Origin of the sequence: Kitasatospora sp. DSM 101779 (genome assembly GCF_025655475.1) — a bacterium.
Lineage (GTDB): Bacteria > Actinomycetota > Actinomycetes > Streptomycetales > Streptomycetaceae > Kitasatospora.
This window is the reverse complement of the sequence record NZ_JAHTIK010000001.1, coordinates 1,465,750-1,486,647: the sequence shown is the minus strand read 5'-3', so window position 1 is coordinate 1,486,647 and position 20,898 is coordinate 1,465,750. Positions and strand designations below refer to the sequence as shown.

The window sequence follows — 20,898 nt, the reverse complement described above, 5'->3', positions numbered from 1 at the left end:
GGCGCACCCCGATCCGCCGGCCCCGTGCTCACCGCACGGGGCCGGCTGCCTTCTCCCGCCCGCCGTACACGGCGAACACCACGGCGGAGGCGAGCTCCACGGCCGCGCCGGCCGCCAGCGGAGCGGCCGGCCCGGCCCGCAGCAGCAGGGCGCCGAGTGCCGCCCCGGCGCACATCACGACCACCGCGGAGGCGGCCCGCTCGCGCGAGTCCATCTCCGCGTGCACCCGCAGCAGGCCGGTCAGTCCGCGGGTGAGCACGGTGGTCGGCAGGTCCGGGGCGGAGATCCGCAGCGCGATGGCGTTCCGCCAGCCCATCGCCAGCGCCAGCACGGCGAGCACCACCAGTGCCCGGCCCGAGGGCAGGTCCTGCTGCTCCGGCAGACCGGTCGCGGCCACCGCGGCGGCCGCCAGCATCAGCCCGACCCCGGCCACCGCGGGCGGCGGCCAGAGCGCCCCGTGCCGCCGCACCAGCACCTCGTTGATCCGGTGACCGAAGAGCGCGCCCAGCGAGAACGCGGCGAGGCCCAGCCCGGCCCCGGCCACCGACACGTGCGCGCCGCCGAGCCCGAAGCCCAGGAAGAGGATGTTGCCGGTCATCACCGCGGTGTACACGTGGCCGAGGCCCAGGAAGCTCGCGGCCTCGACGATGCCGGTGACCGCCGTCAGCAGGAGCAGTGCCACGGTCTGCGGGGAGGGGCGCCGGGTCGTCGCGAGCACCCTTGTTGATACCAGCCGGGCTGCGCGGGGCGGCGGAGACCGGCCGTCGGTGCGCGGCCGCTCACCGGAAAGGCCCACGGCCCGGGGCGGAGGCGCTCAGCTGGTACGGCCGTCGATGAGCTCGCCGTACGCCTGGAGCAGGTCCGGCAGGCGGAGGGTGGCGAGGTCCTCCCGGCTGGGGAGGTCGCGGTGGGCGCTGAGCCGCAGATCGCGGTAGGCGCAGGACTTCTCGTAGAGGGTGCGGATGAACCGGCCGTTGCCGAGCTCGTCTATCCAGCCCTCGGCGACCACGTGGGCGCAGATCGAGGAGAGCTCCTCGGCGGCGTCCTCGTCCCAGCCGTCACCGCCCGTCAGCGCCAGGCTGCGGCCGATCTCGGTCAGCTCGCCGGGGCGGTAGCTCGGGAAGTCGACCCGGGTGGTGAACCGGGAGTTGAGGCCGGGATTGGCCGCCAGCAGCCGGTTCATCCCCTCCGGGTAGCCGGCCAGGATCACCACCAGCCGGTCCCGGTTGTCCTCGGCCCGCTTCAGCAGCACCTGCAGCGCCTCGTCGCCGTACGCGTCGCCCTTGCTGTAGCCGGAGTTGGACAGGCTGTACGCCTCGTCGATGAACAGCACGCCGTCCAGCGCCGAGTCGATCAGCTCGTTCGCCTTCACCGCCGTCTGCCCGAGGAACTCACCGACCAGGTCGGCTCGTTGGGCCTCCACCAGATGGTCGCCGGAGAGCAGGCCGAGGGCGTGGAAGACCTGGCCGAGGATCCGCGCCACCGTCGTCTTGCCGGTGCCGGACGGTCCGGAGAAGACGAAGTGCCGCTTCGGCGGCTGCACCGGCAGCCCCCGCTCGGCCCGCAACCGGGCCATCCGCAGCTGCGCCGAGAGCGCCCGCACCTGCCGCTTCACCGGATCCAGGCCGACCATCCGTTCCAGCTCGGCGAGGGCCGCGTCCAGCTCCTGCTGCAGGCTCGCCGCGGCGGTGCCCGCGGGCGACGGCCCGCCCGACGTCTCGGCCTCGCCGGGCGTGCGCGGGGGAGCGGCCGACGCCGCCTCGGCGGCGCCCGAGCGCTCCGCCACCGGCTCGGCCGCCGCCGGTGCGGCCGCCCCGCCCTGCTCGGTCCGGCCCAGCCCGCCCATCAGTCCGCCGAAGCCCGAGGTGTCCGTCAGATCGGCCGGCTCCCCGAAGCCGGGCGGCTGGGCCGCCGGGGAGACCGCCTCCGGCACCGTCTCCAGGGTGTCCAGCACGTCCGGTCCGTCGAAGGACTCCGGGACGTCCAGCGGGTCGATCAGCCCGTCCAGCGCGGCGTCCTCGGCGGTGATCGCGGCGAGCCGGGCGGCGGTGTCCATGAACGCCGGGTCGGCCCGGTGCACCGCCCGGTACAGCGGCAGCGCGGCGGCGCTGCGGCCGGCCCCCTCGTAGGCGCGGGCCAGCCAGTAGCGCAGCTCCTTGCGCTGCGGCTGCTCCGAGCGGCAGCGCGCCAGCGAGGCGGCCAGCGGAGCCTGCGCCTGCGCGCACATGTCGAGCCTGACTCTCGCCATGCCGCCGAACAGGCCCGCCTCGATACCCAGCAGCGGGTCGTCCAGCAGCCGGTCGGTGTCCCGGATCAGCTGCTCCCAGTCCTTCACCAGGTAGGAGCGGCAGGCGTGCAGGAAGCGCACCGACGGGTCCTCGTCGGGCGGCGGGCAGTCGGCCAGGGCGCGGTCCAGCTCGGCCAGGTGCCGGCCGTCGAGCCAGTGCGAGGCGTGCGCGAGCGCCAGGTCGCGGACGTCCTCCAGCACCGGCTGCACCCACCAGCCGAGCCAGTACCAGGAGCTGAGCGGGCGCCGGTGGCGCAGCCGCTGCTCGCCGAACCGGGCCCGGTGGCGGTGCATCGCGAGCAGTGCGCCGGAGGTGTCGCAGCGCAGTGCGTGCAGTCCGAGCCAGGCGTCGGCCATGCCCGGATCGAGCCGGACGGCCGCGCGGAACTCCTCCTCGGCGCGGGCGTAGGAGCCCGCCGCGTACGCGTCCATCGCCCTGAGCCAGGCCCGGTCGGCCTGCCTGTGCGGTCCTGTGCCGCCGGAACCGTTGCCGCTGTCCACCGTCACCCCACGCCCCCCGCAGTGTGCATCGAGGCCCGGTCGGCCGACGGATCGCCGGACGGACCATCCGTCAGTTCGCGCAGCCCCCGGGGCGCATGCGCGCCTGCCTGGAATCGTACCGGGGCGGAGCTGATCCGGAAGGGTGCCGCGCCGGGTCAAATATCCGTGGCAGCGCGGTCGTTGAGAGGCGGGCGACGAGGTCGCGAACGCAGAACGGCATCTCCGGCTCACGGGGGAACAAGCCGGAGATGCCGTGTCGAGAGGTTGCGAAATCAACCGATCTCGCGACGCCACGAACTTAAATCCTGGCGATACCCCAGGTCAAGAGGGGGATGCGGGCTCACCGTGGGTGCATCCGACGATCCTCCCGGTGATCCCGTCGACCGTCACATCGGCGTGCGGCCGGCTCGGATCGCCGGCGAAATGAGCCCGCTCGGCGCGGATCCAGCTCTGCCAGAACGCTGCCAGTTCGGGGCCGTCGCGCAGCAGCCCGCGGGCGTTCGCGGACGCGGCGTCAAGCTCCATCCACACCAGCTGCGCGAGCACCGGGCGCACCGCGCGCCGGCCCGCGCCCACCCCCTCCACCAGCACCACGGGGGCGGCCGGCACCGTACAGGGCTCGCCGAAGCGGTGCCGCTCCCAGTCGTACACGGGGTAGGAGGCGTCCTCGCCGCGCGCGAACGGGGCCAGTACCTGGTCGTGCAGCCGCCCCGTCCAGCCGAAGGGCTCCTCGTGCGTGGCCAGGTCGTCCAGGTGCACCACCGGGGCGCCGCCCAGTTCGGCGGCGAGCTTGTCGGCGAAGCTGGTCTTGCCCGAGCCCGCGTGTCCGTCGACCGCGACCAGCCGGACCGGGCCCAGGGACGGCGGCAGTGCCGCCAGCCGGATCGCGAGATCACCGAGTTCCGTCATGCGGCCAGCGTACGGCGGTGCACCACCGGGACCGGAACACCCCGGAGGGGCACGCGCGCCGCGTGCCGGACGCGCCCCGCCCGGCCGGCGGGCAGCGGCCGTGTGCCGCCCGACCGGCGGAGGTGCCCCGCACTGCGAGGGCCGTGGCCGGCCCGTCAACCGCGCCGGGCCGCGGATCACCCGCGGGCGCGGCACAGCCCCACCGGGGGCCTCGTCCGAACCGGTGAGGGCCCGGCCGCCGGCGTTCGGGCGTGTCGGGGGGAACGCTCGGCGGGCGCGGGGGAGACCCGGGACGACCCCGCCGAGCGGAGGGAACGGAAAGCGGTGCCGCGGAGTCACCCACGACCGTGGGGACGGTGACGGCCGCGGGAGCGGCCGGCGGTCACGCGGCACCCCGCCGGGGAGACGGCTCCGCCGGGGAAGCGGGCCGGGCCGGACGGCCCGGCACGGCGATCCTCCGCCGGGCGGTCAGCGCCGGCGGGAACGCTGCGCGGGGATCCGCGCGGGGCCGTCGGCGGGCGCGCCGGCGTGCGAGAACGGCTGGGTGCGCCAGTCGAGTTCGGCGGGGAGGCTGAGCAGCGCGGCCAGGCCGGTGCCGCCGTCCTCGGCCGGCTCCTCGCACTCGGCGAGCTCGTCGGTCGGCGTGCCGGTGCCCGGGCAGAGCGCCGCGGAGAAGGGGTGCCAGGCGGTCGGCAGCACGGCGTGCTGCGGGAGCCGCTCCTCGTCGCCGATCAGGGCGATCGGGCGGTCGCAGGCCGGGCAGTGCACCCGGACGATCTCCCAGGTGTCGGCCTCGCCCGGGTCCACCCCCAGGGTGTACTCGAACTCGGTGCGTTCCTCGTCCTCGCTGCGCGGGCGGTGGTCAATTGCAGGCATGTGATCCCCCTCGGATCGGGCCGGGCCTACGTCGTCCCCGGCCACCACCAGCACTTCCCGCCGACGGGGGGTCATAACCCTGCATGACGGCGCACGGTGATGCACGGGCTGTGGCCTTCGCCACATTCCCGCGGCATGTGCCGCCGGGCCCGCTCCCCGTGCGCCCCCCGGCCGCCGCGGCGCACCCGCCGGGACGGTGCGCCGACGCGGTGGCGACGCGGCCGTGCACCATCGAGTAGGTTTGCGCGTTGTGGAGGATCTCGACCAGCGCATCGTCCAGCTGCTCCTGCAGGACGGCAGGATGAGCTACACCGACCTGGGCAAGGCCACCGGCCTGTCCACCTCGGCGGTGCACCAGCGGGTGCGCCGCCTCGAGCAGCGCGGGGTGATCCGCGGCTACACCGCGATCATCGACCCGGAGGCCGTCGACCTGGCGCTCACCGCCTTCATCTCGGTCAAGCCCTTCGACCCGAGCGCCCCCGACGACACCCCGGAGCGGCTCGTCGGCCTCCCCGAGATCGAGGCCTGCCACAGCGTCGCCGGCGACGAGAACTACATCCTCAAGGTGCGCGTCGGCGCCCCGGGCGACCTGGAGGACCTGCTCGCCCGCATCCGCTCCGCCGCAGGCGTCTCCACGCGCACCACCGTCGTCCTCTCCACCCCGTACGAGGCGCGCCCCCCGAAGCTCTGACCCGGCGCCCCCGGGGTGCAGACTGGGCCCATGACCGAACGCACCAACCGCACCGTGCTGCTGCGCGGCGGCAACGTCTACAGCCCCGCCGACCCCTTCGCGACCGCCATGCTGGTCGAGGGCGAACACATCGCCTGGGTCGGCAGCGACGGAGCCGCCGAGGCGTACGCCGACACCGCCGACGAGGTGGTGGAGCTCCACGGTGCCCTGGTCACCCCGGCCTTCGTCGACGCCCACGTGCACGCCACCTCCACCGGCCTCGCCCTGACCGGCCTCGACCTCACCGGTTGCCCCACCCTCGCCGAGGCCCTCGACCGGATCGCGGCCGCCGCGCGCACCACCGACGGCGTCCTCATCGGCCACGGCTGGGACGAGAGCGGCTGGCCCGAGGGCCGCCCGCCGACGCTCGCCGAACTCGACGCCGCCACCGCCGGCGCCCCCGCCTACCTGTCGCGCACCGACGTGCACTCGGCGCTCGCCACCACCGCCCTGCGCGCCCTCGCGGAAGGCCTCGCCGACCTCCCCGGCCACGACGCCGAGGGCCCGCTCAGCCGCGACGCCCACCACGCCGTCCGCCGAACCGCCCTCGCCCACCTGACCCCCGCTCAGCGCCGCACCGCCCAGCAGGCCGCCCTCGCCCGCGCCGCCGCACTCGGCATCGGCGCGCTGCACGAGTGCGCAGGACCCGACATCTCCTCCGAGGACGACCTCGCCGAACTCCTCGCGCTCGCCGCCGAGGGCAACGGGCCCGAGGTCTTCGGCTACTGGGGCGAACTCGGCGGCATCGACACCGCCCGCCGGCTCGGTGCGGTCGGCGCCGGCGGCGACCTCTTCGTCGACGGCGCGCTCGGCTCCCGCACCGCCTGCCTGCACGCCCCCTACCGCGACGCCGGCACCGCCGACGCCCCCGTCCACGGCACCGCCTACCTGACGGCCGACCAGATCGCCGACCACGTCGCCGCCTGTACCGAGGCCGGACTGCAGGCGGGCTTCCACGCCATCGGCGACGCCGCGGTCGACGCCGTCGTCGCGGGCGTCCGCGCCGCCGCCGACCGGGTCGGACTCGACCGGGTCCGCGCCCTGCGGCACCGCGTCGAACACGCCGAGCACCTCGACGACAAGTCCATCGCCGCCTTCGCTGAACTCGGCCTCACCGCCTCCGTGCAGCCCGCCTTCGACGCCGCCTGGGGCGGGCCCGACGGCATGTACGTCCAGCGGCTCGGCGCGGAGCGGGCCGCCGCCCTGAACCCCTTCGCCGCGATGCTGCGGGCCGGCGTCCCGCTGGCCTTCGGCTCGGACGCCCCGGTCACCCCGCTCGACCCGTGGGGCACCGTCCGCGCCGCAGCATTCCACCGGACCCCGGAGCACCGGATCTCCGTCCGGGCCGCCTTCACCGCCCACACCCGCGGCGGCTGGCGGGCCCTCGGCCGGGACGCCGACGGGGTGCTGGTGCCCGGCGCGGTCGCCAGCTACGCCGTGTGGGAGGTCGACGACCTGGTCGTCCAGGCCCCCGACTCCCGCGTCGCCGGCTGGTCCACCGACCCCCGCTCCGGCACCCCCGGCCTCCCCGATCTCACCCCCGGCCACCCCCTCCCCACCTGCCTCCGCACCGTCGTCCGCGGCCGCACCGTCCACCAGGCCTGAAACGCCGGGGAGGCGAACCAGCGGGACCGGCAAGGCCACATGGGGGCGCGGGGAACTGCGCGAGACGGAAGGGCACATCCGCCAACGGCTCCGGAACAGCGGTTGCACCGCCGTTCCGGACCACCGGTCGGGTTCCTTCCGATGTCGCGCAGTTCCCCGCGCCCCCTGGTGCCTCGGCCTGTTTCGTAGGCGTAGGGTGAGTACGAAACCGTTTCGTTCCGTGCCGTTCGCCGGGAGGTCGCCATGGCGCCGGATGCCGAGCCGAAGGTGCGCCGCAGCCGTCTGACCGAGGAGCGCGAGCGCGAGCTGTACGACGCCGTGATCGAGCTGCTCCGCGAGGCGGGGTACGACGCGCTGACCATGGACGCGATCGCCGCCCGCACCCGCTCCAGCAAGGCCACGCTCTACCGTCAGTGGAACGGCAAGCCGGAGCTGGTCGCGGCAGCCCTCCGCAGTTGCCGCCCCATCACCGCCGCCGACGTCGACACCGGCACCCTCCGCGGCGACCTCCGCGAACTCCTCCGCATCCGCTGCACGACCTCCCTCCGGGACGCCTCACTGATGCGTGCCCTCGGCCAGGCGATGCACAGGGACCCGGACCTGCTCCGCGCCTTCCGCACCCTCGTCGTCGAGCCCGAGACGGCGGCCCTCGCCGCGATGCTCGACCGCGGGGTGCGCCGCGGTGAGCTGGCCGCGGACTGCCCGGCCGCACCGTTCGTCCCGCACATGGTGCTGGGCGCCCTCGCGGCCCGTCCGCTGCTGGAGGGCGTCGAGGCCGACGCGGAGTACCTCGCCCACTACGTCGAAGCGGTGGTCCTCCCCGCCCTCGGCCTCTGACTCCCAGCCCCCCCCAGGACGGACATTGCCACCCGCCGACCCGCCGCCGACCGCCACGACCGAGCAGCCCGCCCCTGCGGACAGGCCCGTCCACCCGGAGAAGTCCTCTCCGCCGGCGAATCCGGCGCGCCCGCATCCCGTCCGCGAGCTGCTCCTGATCGCCGTCCTGTACACCGTCTACCGGCTCGGCCGGGTCGCCGCCGAGGGCCACGTCCCGCGGGCGTTCCGCAACGCCACCGACGTGTGGAACCTGGAGCGGACCCTGCACCTCCCCGGCGAGGCGGACATCCAGGACCTGCTGCTCCACAGCGACCTGCTGGTGCACGCCGCGAACGCCTTCTACGCGACGGTGCACTTCCCGGCCACGGTGCTCTTCCTGCTCTGGACGTACTGGCGCCGCCCCGGGCACTACGTGTGGATACGCCGGGTGCTGACCGTCCTCACCGGCGCCGGCCTGGCGCTGCACCTGCTGCTGCCGCTGGCCCCGCCGCGGATGCTGGAGGCGACCGGCCTCGTCGACACCGCCCGGGTGTACGGCCCGGCGGTGTACGGCGACCCGGCCACCGACAGCCTGTCCAACCAGTTCGCGGCGATGCCCTCGCTGCACGTCGGGTGGGCACTGACGGTGGCGGTCGGTCTGATCGCGGCCACCCGCTCCCGCTGGCGCTGGCTCTGGCTGCTGCACCCCGCGGTGACCTATCTGGTCGTCGTCGGCACCGCCAACCACTACTGGCTGGACGGCATCGTGGCGATCGCCCTCACCGGTGCCGCCCTGCTGCTGCTCCGCCCGCCCGCCTCCGCCGCGCCCCCGCCGCCGCTGCCCGGCCAGCGCGGCCCGGCCGCCCCCGCCCGCGCCGCCACCGCCGCCTCCTGACCTCTTCCCAACGGCTCCGGGAGCGCCCCCGCCGCACCCCCGACCCTCCGGAGGCACACTGATCCGGGGTACCGTCTTCGGACGGCCGCCCACCAGGGCGGACCGACGGACCAGGCGGTACAGCCAGAGGGACGGTGTACAGGTGGCACTGCCGGTGGAACAGGAGCAGCCGGTGGCGGACGAGGCGGACACCGCCGCGCGCCCGCGGCCCGAGCGGCCCGCACGCCCGGGGCGGCCGGCCCGCATCCGCGCGGGCCTGCCCAGGACGGGCCTGGCCGTGCTCGCCGGTCTGCTGATGGTCGCCGCCTTCCCGCCGTACGACCTGTGGCCGCTGTCGATCGTCGGCGTCGCGGCGCTGTCGCTGCTGACCCGCGGCCGCACACTGCGCCAGGGCGCCTGGACGGGGTTCGCGTTCGGCCTCCCGTTCTTCCTCGGTCTGCTGGCCTGGCTGCGGGTGGTCGGCTGGGACGCCACCGTCGGCCTGTCGGTGATCGAGGCGCTGTTCGTCGCCGCCCTCGGCGCGGGCCTCGCCGCGACCTCGCGGATGCGCGCCTGGCCGGTGTGGGCCGCCTGCCTGTGGGTGACCCAGGAGTGGGCCCGGGACCGGCTGCCGCTCGGCGGCTTCCCGTGGGGCCGGCTGGCCTTCGCGAACACCGCCAGCCCCTTCACCCCGCTGGCCTCGCTGGGCGGTGCCCCGCTGGTGACCTTCGCCGTCGCGCTCTGCGGCACCCTGCTGGCCTGGGCCCTCCTGCGGGTCCGCCGGGGCCCGTGCCGCTCGCCCAAGGCCGCCGCGCTGGCGGGCCTCGGCGCGGTGGCCGCGCTGCTCGCCGGTCTGGTCGTCCCGGTGCCGACGAAGGGCGACGACACCGTGAAGGTGGCCCTGGTGCAGGGGAACGTGCCGCACCCCGGCATGGACTTCCTGGGCCGCCCGATGCAGGTCCTCGACAACCACGCGAGCGAGACGGAGAAGCTCGCCGCGGACGTCGCCGCCGGCCGGGCCCCCAAGCCGGACGTCGTCATCTGGCCGGAGAACGCCTCCGACCTGGACCCGTTCTCCGAGCCCGCCGCCTATCAGCGGATCGACCAGGCCGTCCGGGCGGTCGGCGTGCCGACCCTGGTCGGCGCCCTGGTGGACGGCCCGGACGCGCAGCACGTCCAGAACGAGGGCATCGTCTGGAACCCGACGACCGGCCCCGGGGCCTCCTACACCAAGCAGCACCCGGTGCCGTTCGGCGAGTACGTGCCGTTCCGCGCCGAGCTCTCCAAGGTGATCGAGCGCCTGCAGCGGGTCGCCCGCGACTTCTACCCGGGCGACCACAATGGCGTGATGCAGCTCGGCCCGGCCCGGATCGGCGACGTCATCTGCTTCGAGGTGGCCTACGACGAGATCGTTCGCGACACCGTCAACGACGGCGGCCGGGTCATCGTGGTGCAGACCAACAACGCCACCTACAACCGCACCGGCCAGACCGAGCAGCAGCTCGCCATGAGCCGGCTGCGCGCCGTCGAGCACGGCCGGGCCGTCCTGATCGCCGCGACCAGCGGCATCAGCGCGGTGATCGCCCCGGACGGCTCGGTGGTCTCCCGGACGAAGGAGCTCACCCCGGCGGTGCTGAACGCCACGGTGCCGCTGCGCGACTCCCGCACGGTGGCCGACCGGGTCGGCGCCGCACCCGAGTGGGCGCTGGCCGTCGCGGGCCTGCTGGCCTGCGGTGTCGTGGCCGGCGGCGCCGTCCGCCGCCGACGTTCGGGCGGAACACCCGAGGCGGCGGAACCGTTGGACCAGGTGGTGCCGTAGTCGCGGCCGGAGCGTCCGGCCGGAGGGAGAGCACCTTCGGAGTGGATTCGTCCGTGTCCCAGCAAGCAACCACGGCCCGGCCGGCGCGCCGCAGCACGCTGCGCCGGGTGCTTCCCCTGCTCGTCGCCGCCTGGCTGGTGCTGGAGATCTGGCTGGTGACGGTGGTGGCCTCCGCGGCCGGCTGGTTCAGCGTGCTGGTGCTGCTGCTGGCCGGCGTCTTCGTCGGCGGCTGGCTGATCAAGCGCGCGGGGCTGCGGGCCTTCTCCGCGGCCGTCGAGCAGAGCCGCGACCCCCGGCCGAAGCAGGCGCAGACACCGACGACCATGACGGTCCTCGCGGGCGTGCTGCTGATCGTGCCGGGCTTCCTGTCGGACGTGCTGGCGCTGACGCTGCTCTTCCCGCCGACGCGGGCACTGTGGCGGGCCGGCGCCCGTCGGGCGGCGCGCGACGTGCTGCGCTCGACGGCCCCGGTCGGTGAGGACCGCTTCGCCGACGCGATGCGGCTGCAGGAGCAGCTGCGCATCCACCGCCCCGGCGGCACGGTGATCCAGGGCGAGGTGGTGGAGCCCGGCACCGGCGCCGGTCCGGACACCGAGTACCGCCCGCCGATCACGGGCTGAGCAGACCGTCCCCCGATGCCCCCGGGCCGCCCGCCCGGGGGCATCGGCGTGCTGTTCTCCCTGTTCCGGTGCCCCTGTTGCGGGCCGGATCCGGGCATGCCGAAGGGCCCGGACGACTTCGTCCGGGCCCTTCACGGTTGTCGGTGCCGCCCCCGGCATCGCCGGGGGAGGACCTCACGCGCTCTTGCGGCTGTCGCGCGGGTGGACCGCGAGGTTCATGCCACCGGAGCGGAGAACGGCCAGCCGCTCGGCCAGCACCTCCTCCAGCTCCTCGCGCGTCCGACGCTCCATCAGCATGTCCCAATGGGTACGCGTCGGCTTGGTCTTCTTCTCCTCCGGCTCCTCACCGTCGAGGAGCACGGCCTCCTGGCCGCAGAAGCGGCACTCCCACACCGAGGGAATCTCCGCCTCCACGGAGAAGGGGACCTCGAAGCGGTGTCCGTTCTGACATGCGTACTCGACGGTCTGGCGGGGAGCCAGATCGATACCACGGTCGGTCTCGTAGCTAGTGGCCCCGAGTCGCGTGCCGCGGAGAGCTCGCTCGCTCATGAATCGTGCCTCCCGGGCTTATGGCCCACAGGACTAGTGGTCGCTGTCTTCGTCGTTCGGTCAACGCTCGGCCGTCGACGAAGATTCCCGTCCGGGGACATGCGTCGCCTGTCGTGCCGCCCACGTTTGTACCCATCGGCGCCCGATTTGTCACATCTGGACGGGGATGTCACCCTGCGTGCCACTCCTGGCGCACACAGCGATCACTCGGACGCCGCACCGGGCTCCCCGATCGGCCGATCCACCGGCCGCGGCTCACCAGACCGGCCGCGGCCGGACCGACCCGGTGTCCTTGCCGAGTTCCACGCCCAGCTCGGCGACCAGGTCCTCGGCCCGGCCGGCCGGCGAGGCCGGCGCGGACGACGGGGCGGCCGCCTCCGTCCGGGTGTCCCGGTGCGGCAGCAGGGCGATCACCGCGTCCCGCAGCTGGGCGGGCGCGTCCTCGTCGAGCGGGTCCACCGTGGCGGGCACCTGCAGTCGCACGGGGGCGGCGGCGCCGACCCGGGCGTAGCCGCGGCCGGCCGGGGTGTGCGCGGCCGGCGTGATGTCCAGTGCGGCGCCGAGCGCGGCCCGGCCGAGGTCCGGGGTGACCGGGCCGAGCACCACCTTGGTGCGGGTGGCGGCCCGGACGGTCGGGCGCAGCCGGTCCAGCGCCTCCACGCCCTCGGCGATGACCACGGTGACCCGGGCGGCGCGGCCGTGCCGCAGTGGGATCTCCAGCAGGTCCTGCGGGTCGGGGCGGTCCTCGGCCTGGGCCAGCTCGCTGAGCTCCGTGGGGTGGTCGAGCAGCAGCCACAGCGGCCGGGTGGCCTCCTCCGGGGCGGCCACCCCGTGGTGCCGGGCCGCGTTCAGTACGCCGAGCCGCCGCTCGGTCTCCTTGGCAGCCCACTCCAGAGCGGCGACCGCGCCGTGCAGGCTGGTCTCGACGGTGTGCACGCCGGGCCGGTTGACCAGGCAGGCGTGCTCGCCGGTGCCGGCACCGTCGATCACCACCAGGTCGCCGTGCGGGAGCGCCTGCAGCGCGATCGAGCGCAGCAGGGTGGAGGTGCCGGAGCCGGCGGAGCCGAGCGCGAGCAGGTGCGGCTCGGCGCTGCGCGGGCCGACCCGCCAGACCACGGGCGGCTGCTGGGCGACGGTGCCCGCCTGGTTGACCGGGATGGTGCGACTGCTGCCGAGTGCGTCGGTGAAGCCGAGCACGATCTCGCCCGGCGCGGTGACGAAGCGCTGCGCGGTGATGTCGGTGGCCAGCGGGGCGAGGGCGGTGACCCGCAGCCGGTTGGACTCCTCGTCCCAGTCGAAGCGGTACTCCCGGGCCCGGCCCGCCTTGCCCTGGACGACCTGCTCGATCCGCGCCCGGGCGGCCGGCTCGGTGTCGGTGAAGTACGCGGGGTAGGCGATCTCCAGCGCGGAGAGCCGGCCGTCGGCGTCGAACTCCCAGCCGCCGAAGACGTTCTTGTAGTGGCCGTCGAGGGTGTAGAGCGGGCTCATGTCGTCCGGCCCGGCGAGGTACGGGGTGAGGGCGGCGTACAGCGCGGCGAGCTTCAGGTCGGCGGCGTCGGGCTCCGGCGCGGGCGCGGCCTTGGGGCGGCGTCCGGTCCAGGCGGCGCTGGCCATCAGGGCGGCCAGGGTGAACAGCAGGCCGTGCGGCAGCAGGAAGACGCCGAGCGCCAGGGCGGCGGTCAGGAACAGCGTGGGACCGCGCCGTTCCTTGGGGGTCGCGGCCCAGCGGCTCTTCGTCCACTCGAGGTGGTGGCGCAGACCGCGGCCGATGAGCGTGAGCGGCGCGAACATGTCGGCGGCGTGGTCGCCTGCGGTGCGGGCGAGGTCGCGGCCGCGGTGGAGATGGCGGGTGAGGGACATGGCGGGCTCCCCGAGCGGTGGGACAGGGATGGGGGCGGGGCGGTGGCGCAGAAACGGAACGGGGGGTGGGACGGGCGATGGCCCGGGGCGGTGGGGTCCGCTCCCGGGCCGCGGTCGTGCGGTGGGGGTCAGAACTTGATGCCGCCGATGAGGCTGGCCAGTGTCGCGCCGCCGGCGGTGATGCTCGGCGCGATCGAGGAGCCCGCGACGTAGAAGCCGAACAGCGCGCACACCAGGGCATGCGAGACCTTGAGTCCGTCCCGGCGGAAGAAGAGGAAGGCGATGGTGCCGAAGAGGACGATGCCGGAAATGGAGAGGATCACGTGGTCAGCTCCTCGTGAGGGGGCGGGGACAGGTGTTACTGAAAGTGTTCTTATCGTGACAAAAAGTAATAGATGATGGAATGTGGCAAACGGGTGGATCTGCTCGCGTCCGATGCATCGGGGGTATGCGCACCGAGCCCCGGCCGTGCGCTCCAAGGCGTCCCCCTGCGGCGTGATCGCCCTCGGCGGAACGGGGAAATTCGCTCGAACGGATGCGTGACCCCGTGGCGGCGACGGCCCGGGACCCCTTCCGCTACGGTGCGTACCGGAATCCGCGCACCCGAGGTGCGCCCGTCAGCACCCTCAGGAGAGGCCCGGAAATGACCGACGAGACCCCGCAGACGCCCGACCCCGAGGTCGTCGAACTGGCCGGCCGGCTGTTCGACGCCGCCCGCTCCGGCGACGCCGAGCTGCTCGCCGCCTACCTGGCGGCCGGCGCCCCCGCCGACCTCTCCAACGAGCGAGGCGACAGCCTGCTGATGCTCGCCGCCTACCACGGGCACGCCGCCGCGGTGGCCGCCCTGCTGAAGCACGGCGCCGCGGCCGACCGGGCCAACGACCGCGGCCAGACCCCGCTCGCAGGCGCCGTCTTCAAGGGCCACGACGAGGTGGTCACCGCCCTGCTCGACGGCGGCGCCGACCCGACCGCCGGCACCCCGTCCGCCCTGGACACCGCGCGGATGTTCGGCAAGGACGAGCTGGTCGCCCGGTTCGAGAGCCGCTGACCGGCCCCCTTAGGCTTGGTGACCATGTCGAACACCTCGAAGACCTCGGACATGGAGCTGCGGACCACCGGCTACGGGCACCCGGACGCGGCAAAGCTCGCCGCGGAGGTGCAGCAGGAGTACGTCCGCCGGTACGGGGACATCGACCAGACGTCGATGCACGAGGACCACTTCGACCCGCCGGGCGGTCTGTTCCTGGTCGGCTACCTCGACGGCGAGCCGGTCGCCTGCGGCGGCTGGCGCGCCAAGGAGGCCGACGCCGACGGACTGCGCGACGGCGACGCCGAACTCAAGCGGATGTACGTGGTCGAGCGGGCACGCGGGCGGGGCCTCGCACGTGTCCTGCTGCGCCGGCTCGAGGCCACCGCGCGCGCGGCCGGACGGACCAGGCTCGTCCTGGAGACCGGCACCGAGCAGCCCGAGGCGATCGCGCTCTACGCCTCCGAGGGCTACGTGCCGATCACCAAGTTCGGCTTCTACAAGCACTCCGAGCAGAGCGTCTGCATGGGAAAGCCGCTCGACGGCTGACGCCCCGGCGGGGGACGATCGCCGGATGGACGTGACCGAGGACGTGCCGACCGGGCCGCCGATCCGCCGGCTCGCCGCCGAACTCGCCGCCGTGGGGGGGGCGTCGTGGGCGTCTGCCTCGGCGGCAGCCGGGCCCGCGGCACCCACCGCCCGGACTCGGACACCGACCTCGGCCTGTACTACCGCGGCCCGCTGGACACCGGTGCGCTGCGGGAGCTGGCCGCCCGGACGGCCGGGCGGCCGGTGGAGGTCACCGAACCCGGTGGCTGGGGGCCGTGGGTGGACGACGGCGCCTGGCTTACCGTCGGCGGCGCCCGGATCGACTGGATCTACCGGGACCTCGACCGGGTGCGACACCACTGGTCCGAGGCCCGGGCGGGCCGGTACGGGACGGGAATCCAGGCCGGGCATCCGCTCGGCTTCCACTCCCACGCCTACCCGGGCGAGCTGGCGCTCGGCCGGGTGCTCGCCGATCCCACCGGCGCACTGGCCCGGCTGCAGGCCGAGGTGGTGCACTACCCGGCCGCGCTCGGCGCCGCGCTGGTGGCGACGGCCCGCTGGGAGGCGCCGTTCACCCTCGCCAATGCGGCAAAGGTCCCGCACGACACCGCCTACCTGCACGGCTGCCTGTTCCGGGTGGTCGGGCTGCTGGCGCACGCCCTGCACGGCCGGGCCGGGCAGTGGCTGGTCAACGAGAAGGGCGCGGTGGACGCGGCCGGACGGCTGCCGGGTGCGCCGGCCGGCTTCGCCCGTCGGGCGCACGGCCTGTTCCGTGCGGAGGCCGCCGCCGCCCTGGCGGAGGCGGCGGCCCTGACCGACGAGGTGCTCGCGGGCGGGTGACGGACCCGTTCGGGCTACTTGAACCAGTAGCGGACGCCGCCGTGGTGCGAGCAGGTGCCGGAGAAGGTCGCCGAGAAGGACGCGGTGCCGTCGTTGCACGCCGCCGTCTCACCGCTCGACGCCGGGCTGGCTCCGACGTCCCAGCCGCAGAGGCCGGTGGTGTGGTGGGCGCAGGTGTGGCCTGCCGCGGTGGTGGGCGCCGGCTTGGGTGCGGCGGTCGTCCGGGCGGCTGCCGCCGTGGTCCGGGTCGGGGCGGGCGCGGTGGCCCGGGCGGCCGGGGTGGTCGGCGGGGCTGCGGGGGCGGCTGCCCCGGCGGTGGCGGGGCTCGGCGTGGGCGACGAGCTGGGCGACGAGCTGGGGGACTCGCTCGGCGCGGCGGGCGCGGAGCTGTCCGGTGCGCTCGGTGTCGCGGAGGTGGTGGCGGCCGGGGGAGCGGCAGTGCTCGTGGTGGTGTCCGCCGGGTCGCACGCGGCGCTGAACAGGGCGAGGGCGAGCAGGGCGGCTGCGGGCAGCAGTCTTCGGCCGCTGAAGGAGAGTGTCACGGGCGGCCAAGCTACGGCAGTCCGTGTCCCTTCCATGCGGATTTTCCGATTTTCCGACGTCGACGAAGGCGGCGGTGTAGGGCTGCCCAGAACAGTGCTGCAGCATCGTGCCGAAACTTGCTGCAGCAGACTTGAAATGACATCTGGTCAAACGGGCCGGTGCCGGATCAGCGTGCGCCGGTGGTACCGGGAGTGACCCACCCCCGATGTGACCTCGGCGGGGGCGGGGACCCGCAGCCGGACGTCCTCCGGGTGCCGCCGAACCACCCGGAGGAAGGACCCTCCGTCACGCCTCCACCGGTGCGGCGACCTCGCCGGTGCGCCGGAGCTTCTGCCAGCGCAGTCGGCCACCGGTCACCGCGGTGATCGCGGACTGCAGCAGGACGATGTACATCAGCTGCCGGTAGACCAGCTGCTGGGTCGGCAGGCTGATCAGGTGCCAGGGCTTCTCGCGGTCGAGCTTGAAGGCGTACCAGGACAGCACCGCCTGGATCAGCAGGAAGCCGCCGAAGCTGGTGAGTGTCAGCTGGGCGTCCGCGAAGAACACGCCGTACAGCAGGAAGATGTCGACCAGCGGCGCCAGGAGCGGGGCGACCACGCCGAACATCACGACGAGCGGCAGCCCGAGGCGGCCGAAGCGCCCGGCCGGCCCGCGGGCGGTGACGGCGCGGCGGTGCTTCCACATCGCCTGCATCGAGCCGTAGCTCCAGCGGTACCGCTGGGACCAGAGCTGCTGGAGGCTGGCGGGGGCCTCCGTCCAGGCGCGGGCGCGCTCGGCATAGACGACCCGCCAGCCTTCGCAGAGCACCGCCATGGTGATGTCGGTGTCCTCGGCGAGCGTGTCGTCGCTCATCCCGCCGACGGCCTGCAGGGCCTCCCTGCGGAAGGCGCCGACCGCGCCGGGGATGGTCGGGATGATGCCGAGCATGTCGTACATCCGGCGGTCCAGGTTGTGGCCGAGGACGTACTCGATGTGCTGCCAGGCGCCGATCAGGGTGTCGCGGTTGCCGACCTTGGCGTTGCCCGAGACCGCGCCGATCCCCGGGTCGGCGAAGGGCTGGACCAGCTCGCGCACGGTGGACGGCTCGAAGACGGTGTCGCCGTCCATCATCACGACGATGTCGTACGAGGCGGCCGCGATGCCGGCGTTGAGCGCGCTGGACTTGCCGCCGTTGACCTTGCGGATGAGCCGGACGAACGGCAGGTCCATCTCCTCGACGATGTCCGCGGTGCCGTCCGAGGAACCGTCGTCGATGACGATGACCTCGATCGGGTAGTCACTGGCGGCCAGCGAGTTGAGGGTGTTGGCGATGCACTCGCGCTCGTTGTAGGCCGGGACGAGCACGGTGACCGGCTCGGTGACGGGCTCGCCCCAGGCGTCCAGCCGCTTGGAGCGGCGGGCGTGGATCGGAGCGAGGACCAGCATCAGCGCGAACCGGCCGAAGTTCAGGAAGCCGACCACGGCCAGCAGTGCGATCAGCACCGGCAGGGTGCTCACTCCCAGCTGGGTGGCCCAGATGTAGCCCTTGCCCGTCCACAGCTGGAAGCCGTGCACCGGCGTGGTGGCGCTGGAGGCGCCGAGTGCCTCGGTGATGGTGGCGAAGCGGTAGCCGTCGGCCTTCAGCTTGTCGATGAGCACGCCGAGTGCCTCGACGGTCTGGGAGCGGTCGCCACCGGCGTCGTGCAGCAGGATCAGCTCGCCCGCGCCGGGCTTGGCCGGCACCGCCTCCTTGACGATCGCGTCCACGCCCGGACGCTTCCAGTCGTCGGTGTCGTGGTCGATGAAGGCGGTGACGTAGCCCTGGGCGCCCAGGTACTTGATCACCGGGTAGCTCCAGTCGTCCAGCGCGGCCGAGTTGGAGGAGTACGGCGGGCGGAACAGCGAGCTGTGCACCCCGGCGACGCCGGCCAGTGCCAGCTGGGTCTGGGCCATCTCCCAGCTGATCCGGGCGTGCGACTGGAACGCCAGGTCGGGGTGGGTGAAGCTGTGCAGGCCGATCTCGTGGCCGCCCGCCACGATCTTCCGGATCAGGTCCGGGTTGCGGGCGGTCATGGCGCCGGTCACGAAGAAGTCCGCGTGGACGTGGCGGGACTCGAGGATCTCCAGGATCTTCGGGGTCCACTCCGCCGAAGGGCCGTCGTCGAAGCTCAGGACGACGGTGCGGTCCGGGATGCTGTAGCTGACCGGGTGGTCGTTCCGGTCGCCGCGGGCGTCGATGATCGGGCCGCCCTTGAGCAGGTCCGTCGGCACGGTCGTCTTGTCGGCCGAGTCGGCGACCCGGGCGTCGTGGAACACCTCGTTGGTGGCCAGGCCGCGCAGGACGATGAGCAGGAGCAGGCACGCCAGCAGGGACAGCGGCATGAAGAATCGCAACGGCGGCGCGGCCAGTCGGCGCGGCCTCCGCAGGGATTGCCGGCGGCGCTGGTGGCGGGACAATGGCGCTCCTGGAGATGGGTGGTACGGCGGTTCAGGGTGCTGGGTCGCCCGGCCCGAGAGCGTCCTGGGCAGCCGGCCGTGCAGACCGGACTGGTCGACGGACGCAGGTGCGGGAGCGTAGGCCGAACGTTAGTGCAACGGCCGGAATCGAATGGGGTTCGATGGGTGGATTTGGCCCGATCTGGCGGGGGGTTGTAATCGGATCGAAATGCCGGTCGGCGCCTGCCGGAATGCCGGCACCGAGGACCTCGGACTCCGTCCCTCCGGATCCGGAGGGCGCCCGCCGGAGGGGCCTGCGCATCCCGTTAGGATGACCCCCTCATCTGATCAGTGCGCACGTGCGACCGGTCCGCCCCAAGGAGCCCGCGTGAGTCAGCCCCGCCGCATCCCTCGTCACCGCGCGTGGAGCGTGCTCGCCCTCCCGGCCCTGCTGTGCGTGCTCACCGCCTGTTCGAGCGGTGCGGCCTCCGGCGGCGGTGACGGCGACGAGGCCGCCGCGACGGCGAAGAACGGGTCCGCGACCAGCGCCTCGCCGACCCCGACCGGCCCGCCGGGAACCCTGTTCGACAGCTTCCACTACACCGGTCCCACCGACCCCGCGCTCAACGCCCACGGCTGGGAGATCCGCACCGGCGAGGGCGGACCCGGGATCAAGGACACCTGGTCCGACGCCGGCGCGAGCTTCCCCGCCGACACCACCGCCCAGGGCGGCCGGACCCTGCAGCTGCAGGCGTCCACCGACGGCACCCAGAAGGGCACCAAGCAGGTCGAGATCCAGAGCACCGGCAGCAAGCTCTTCAACGGCACCTTCGCCGCCCGGGTCTACCTCAGCGACAAGCCGGCCGGCGGCAAGAACGGCGATCACGTCGTCCAGTCCTACTTCCCGATCTCCCCCCAGGACGACTCGGCGAACTACAGCGAGCTCGACTACGAGTACATGACGAACGGCGGCTGGGGCACGCCCGGTCCGCAGCTCGACACCACCAGCTGGTTCAAGGCCGACCCGCCGGACCGGGTCACCAAGCCGCACAAGCAGCGCCTCGGCGGCTGGCACATCATGATGGTCACCGCCGTGGACGGGAAGGCCACCTACTCCATGGACGGCAAGGAGCTGTTCACCAGCACCGGCAAGTACGTCCCGCGGGAGAAGATGGACGTCCACTTCAGCAACTGGTTCATCGACCTGCTGCCGTCCCTCGGCGGGCAGCGCACCTGGAACCTGAAGATCAACTGGTTCTACTACAAGGATGCCGCGGCCGTCTCCTACGCGGACGTCCAGAAGACGGTGGACGGCTTCTACAGCGCCGGCACCGACTTCGTGGACACCCTGCCGAAGTCCTGAGCCCGGCCCGGGGCGAGGAGTCCCGGCCGATCACCCGGACGGCCCGAAGGCGGACCGGAGGAGACGGACCGATGGCTCCCGCCTGAAGAACCCCAGGCGGGAGCCGTCGCCGGTGCTGCCTCAGATCAGTGTCCGCCAGTAGTACCAGAACCTGTTCAGGACCAGCAGCGCGATCCCGAGGTACCAGAGCGCGGGCACCACCCAGTGGTAGCGGGCGACCGACGGCCACCAGCGCGGGGCCGGCAGCACCCCCGTCCGCAGGTTGTGCAGGGTGAGGTACCAGGCCAGCGGCCCGACCACCGCCCACACCACCATGCAGTACGGGCAGAGCGCGCCTATCTCGTACAGCGCCTGGCTGATCAGCCAGACGGTGAAGGCCAGCCCGGCCAGCGCGCCGGCCTGCAGGCCCAGCCAGTACCAGCGGCGGTAGCGGGCACCGGCCAGCAGGCCCGCACCGGCCGCGATCAGCACCGCGAACGCCGCCAGGCCGAGCAGCGGGTTCGGGAAGCCGAAGACCGACGCCTGGTCGGTCCGCATCACCGAACCGCAGCTGATCACCGGATTGATGCTGCAGCCGGGCCGGTAGGCCGGGTTCTCCAGCATCCGCAGCTTGTCGAAGGTCAGCACCGCCGAGGCCGCCAGACCCAGCAGACCGCCCACCACCAGCAGCCGGGCGAGGCCCCGCCCGGCACCGATCGTCGCACCGGTGGCCATG

The 20,898-nt window shown here is 73.9% G+C and carries 20 protein-coding genes; 10 read left to right on the top strand and 10 right to left on the bottom strand.

Going from position 1 to position 20,898, the window contains the following annotated elements:
• Positions 1-28: 28 nt before the first annotated feature.
• From KSNIM_RS06840 to KSNIM_RS06825, 4 genes are all read right to left on the bottom strand, one after another.
• Entirely contained in the window at positions 29-718 is a 690-nt protein-coding gene (locus KSNIM_RS06840; RefSeq protein ID WP_263102326.1) for a DUF1275 family protein, read from the bottom strand.
• Positions 719-814: 96 nt separating this feature from the next.
• Entirely contained in the window at positions 815-2,719 is a 1,905-nt protein-coding gene (locus tag KSNIM_RS06835) for an AAA family ATPase (RefSeq protein WP_263107856.1), read from the bottom strand.
• 390 nt (positions 2,720-3,109) lie between these two features.
• Positions 3,110-3,697, bottom strand: a complete 588-nt coding sequence (locus KSNIM_RS06830; protein WP_263102325.1) for a uridine kinase — start codon at positions 3,695-3,697, stop codon at positions 3,110-3,112.
• A gap of 468 nt (positions 3,698-4,165) precedes the next feature.
• Positions 4,166-4,573, bottom strand: coding sequence for a hypothetical protein (locus KSNIM_RS06825; RefSeq protein WP_263102324.1), 408 nt, complete (start codon positions 4,571-4,573; stop codon positions 4,166-4,168).
• 250 nt (positions 4,574-4,823) lie between these two features.
• On the opposite strand from KSNIM_RS06825, the gene KSNIM_RS06820 reads away from it, so the two are divergent.
• The 6 genes from KSNIM_RS06820 to fxsA all read left to right on the top strand — a co-directional run bounded on the left by KSNIM_RS06820 (position 4,824) and on the right by fxsA (position 11,037).
• A complete protein-coding gene (locus tag KSNIM_RS06820; RefSeq protein WP_263102323.1) occupies positions 4,824-5,264 on the top strand; it encodes an Lrp/AsnC family transcriptional regulator in 441 nt (146 codons plus the stop codon).
• 30 nt (positions 5,265-5,294) lie between these two features.
• A complete protein-coding gene (locus tag KSNIM_RS06815; RefSeq protein ID WP_263102322.1) occupies positions 5,295-6,908 on the top strand; it encodes an amidohydrolase in 1,614 nt (537 codons plus the stop codon).
• A gap of 267 nt (positions 6,909-7,175) precedes the next feature.
• A complete protein-coding gene (locus KSNIM_RS06810) occupies positions 7,176-7,745 on the top strand; it encodes a TetR/AcrR family transcriptional regulator (RefSeq protein WP_263107855.1) in 570 nt (189 codons plus the stop codon).
• Positions 7,746-7,770: 25 nt separating this feature from the next.
• The gene (locus tag KSNIM_RS06805) at positions 7,771-8,619 is read left to right on the top strand and encodes a phosphatase PAP2 family protein (protein ID WP_263102321.1); all 849 of its coding nucleotides are present in this window, start codon (positions 7,771-7,773) and stop codon (positions 8,617-8,619) included.
• Between the two features lie 142 nt (positions 8,620-8,761).
• Positions 8,762-10,417 carry an apolipoprotein N-acyltransferase gene (gene lnt, locus KSNIM_RS06800; RefSeq protein ID WP_263102320.1) on the top strand — a complete coding sequence of 552 codons (1,656 nt, stop codon included), beginning with the start codon at positions 8,762-8,764 and terminating at the stop codon, positions 10,415-10,417.
• 53 nt (positions 10,418-10,470) lie between these two features.
• Entirely contained in the window at positions 10,471-11,037 is a 567-nt protein-coding gene (gene fxsA / locus KSNIM_RS06795; RefSeq protein ID WP_263102319.1) for an FxsA family membrane protein, read from the top strand.
• Between the two features lie 174 nt (positions 11,038-11,211).
• On the opposite strand, the gene KSNIM_RS06790 is transcribed toward fxsA, so the two are convergent.
• The 3 genes from KSNIM_RS06790 to KSNIM_RS06780 all read right to left on the bottom strand — a co-directional run bounded on the left by KSNIM_RS06790 (position 11,212) and on the right by KSNIM_RS06780 (position 13,769).
• The gene (locus KSNIM_RS06790) at positions 11,212-11,586 is read right to left on the bottom strand and encodes an RNA polymerase-binding protein RbpA (RefSeq protein WP_030276069.1); all 375 of its coding nucleotides are present in this window, start codon (positions 11,584-11,586) and stop codon (positions 11,212-11,214) included.
• 255 nt (positions 11,587-11,841) lie between these two features.
• Entirely contained in the window at positions 11,842-13,446 is a 1,605-nt protein-coding gene (locus KSNIM_RS06785; protein WP_263102318.1) for an FtsK/SpoIIIE domain-containing protein, read from the bottom strand.
• Between the two features lie 128 nt (positions 13,447-13,574).
• Positions 13,575-13,769 carry a hypothetical protein gene (locus KSNIM_RS06780; RefSeq protein WP_095871811.1) on the bottom strand — a complete coding sequence of 65 codons (195 nt, stop codon included), beginning with the start codon at positions 13,767-13,769 and terminating at the stop codon, positions 13,575-13,577.
• Between the two features lie 320 nt (positions 13,770-14,089).
• Here KSNIM_RS06780 and KSNIM_RS06775 point away from each other — a divergent pair, with 320 nt between their 5' ends.
• From KSNIM_RS06775 to KSNIM_RS06765, 3 genes are all read left to right on the top strand, one after another.
• On the top strand, positions 14,090-14,494 hold the full coding sequence (locus KSNIM_RS06775) for an ankyrin repeat domain-containing protein (protein ID WP_263102317.1): 405 nt from the start codon (positions 14,090-14,092) through the stop codon (positions 14,492-14,494).
• A gap of 51 nt (positions 14,495-14,545) precedes the next feature.
• Positions 14,546-15,022, top strand: coding sequence for a GNAT family N-acetyltransferase (locus tag KSNIM_RS06770; RefSeq protein ID WP_263107854.1), 477 nt, complete (start codon positions 14,546-14,548; stop codon positions 15,020-15,022).
• 105 nt (positions 15,023-15,127) lie between these two features.
• Positions 15,128-15,862, top strand: coding sequence for a nucleotidyltransferase domain-containing protein (locus KSNIM_RS06765; RefSeq protein WP_411543667.1), 735 nt, complete (start codon positions 15,128-15,130; stop codon positions 15,860-15,862).
• 14 nt (positions 15,863-15,876) lie between these two features.
• On the opposite strand, the gene KSNIM_RS06760 is transcribed toward KSNIM_RS06765, so the two are convergent.
• Both KSNIM_RS06760 and KSNIM_RS06755 read right to left on the bottom strand, forming a co-directional pair.
• The gene (locus KSNIM_RS06760; protein WP_263102316.1) at positions 15,877-16,404 is read right to left on the bottom strand and encodes a DUF3761 domain-containing protein; all 528 of its coding nucleotides are present in this window, start codon (positions 16,402-16,404) and stop codon (positions 15,877-15,879) included.
• A gap of 286 nt (positions 16,405-16,690) precedes the next feature.
• Positions 16,691-18,841 carry a bifunctional polysaccharide deacetylase/glycosyltransferase family 2 protein gene (locus tag KSNIM_RS06755; protein ID WP_411543666.1) on the bottom strand — a complete coding sequence of 717 codons (2,151 nt, stop codon included), beginning with the start codon at positions 18,839-18,841 and terminating at the stop codon, positions 16,691-16,693.
• A 367-nt stretch (positions 18,842-19,208) separates the two neighbouring features.
• Here KSNIM_RS06755 and KSNIM_RS06750 point away from each other — a divergent pair, with 367 nt between their 5' ends.
• Positions 19,209-20,183 (top strand): glycoside hydrolase family 16 protein, encoded by a 975-nt coding sequence (locus KSNIM_RS06750; protein ID WP_263102315.1) that lies wholly within the window; start codon positions 19,209-19,211, stop codon positions 20,181-20,183.
• 120 nt (positions 20,184-20,303) lie between these two features.
• Here KSNIM_RS06750 and KSNIM_RS06745 read toward each other — a convergent pair whose 3' ends face one another.
• Positions 20,304-20,897: a vitamin K epoxide reductase family protein gene (locus tag KSNIM_RS06745; protein WP_263102314.1), complete on the bottom strand. Its 594-nt coding sequence runs from the start codon at positions 20,895-20,897 to the stop codon at positions 20,304-20,306.
• Position 20,898: the final 1 nt, after the last annotated feature.